1 protein-coding gene is annotated in these 1048 nt (G+C 77.9%); it reads right to left on the bottom strand.

Annotated elements, in window-relative coordinates; translation table 11 throughout:
- Positions 1-241: 241 nt before the first annotated feature.
- Positions 242-997: a ParA family protein gene (locus GTR00_RS21540; RefSeq protein WP_166613537.1), complete on the bottom strand. Its 756-nt coding sequence runs from the start codon at positions 995-997 to the stop codon at positions 242-244.
- Between the last annotated feature and the right edge of the window lie 51 nt (positions 998-1048).

Here is a 1048-nt window from a genome sequence, read left to right as displayed (position 1 = left end):
ACCCCGCCCCGCCGCGGGCGGTTGGCGGGGGCGTTCGGCGTCACGGAACCTCCTAGGACCCGCGGCGGGGCGGGGTGGTGCTGGACGGCGCGACCGGTGGGGCCGGAGGCGGCGTGTGCGAAAGGTAGGTCGTGCCGGCCCCGTGCGCACTTCGACGTCCGGGCGCGCCGTCAGGTTCCCCTCAGTTTCGCTCAGGTCACGCCCCGTGACCAGTGGTCGCGGGGCGGCGGGTGCCCCGGGCTCAGGCCAGGACGAGGTCCAGCACCCGGTCGAACTGCTCGGCCACCCGGCGCGCGGCCACGGCGCGCAGCGCGTGCAGCGGCTTGCCCGCGCCCTGCGACTGCGGCACGGCCACGCGGTCCGGCAGGGGCTCGAGCACCAGCGCGCCGAACAGCGCGCGCAGCTCCTCCAGGCGGAAGCGCTGCTCGCCCGAGCGCGGGGAGAAGCGGTTGACGAGCACGCCCGCCACCCGCGGGCCCCCGCGCAGCGCGTCGACCTCGTCGAGGGTGCGGGCCACGGCGGCCACCGAGAACCGGCTGGCGTCGGAGACGACGAGGACGGCGTCGCTGGCGCGCCACGCCGAGCGGGTCAGCCCGCCCAGCGAGGGCGGGCAGTCCAGCAGGGCCAGCTGGTGGTCGTCGAGCTTGCGCAGCGCGCGCCGCAGCGAGTCCAGGTCCACGACGGCGGGGTCGGGGGCGTCCAGGTGCGCGGAGGCCGCCGAGCCGGTCACCACGTCGAGCATGCCGGGCTGGTCCTGCACCCAGCCGCTGGGCGCCACCGCCGACTCGGCCACCCGCCGCTTGGGCGCGCGCAGCACGGCGGCCACGTCGTGCGGGCGCTGGGCCGTCACGTCGAGGCCGGAGGTGGCGTCGGCCTGGGGGTCGAGGTCCACCACGAGGGTGCTGAGGGAGCGGTGCAGGGCGGCGGAGGCCAGGCCCAGGACCACCGAGGTCTTGCCCACTCCGCCCTTCGCGCTGCAGACGGCCAGGGTGATCACCGCGCGAGGATACCGGGGCGGGCGGGCGCGGAAGGCCCGCGGCGCAGGGGG

It is taken from the genome of Kineococcus indalonis (genome assembly GCF_009906395.1).
Taxonomy (GTDB): Bacteria; Actinomycetota; Actinomycetes; order Actinomycetales; family Kineococcaceae; genus Kineococcus; species Kineococcus indalonis.
Note: the sequence above shows the minus strand (reverse complement) of the source record. Positions and strands in the feature narration are given on the sequence as shown.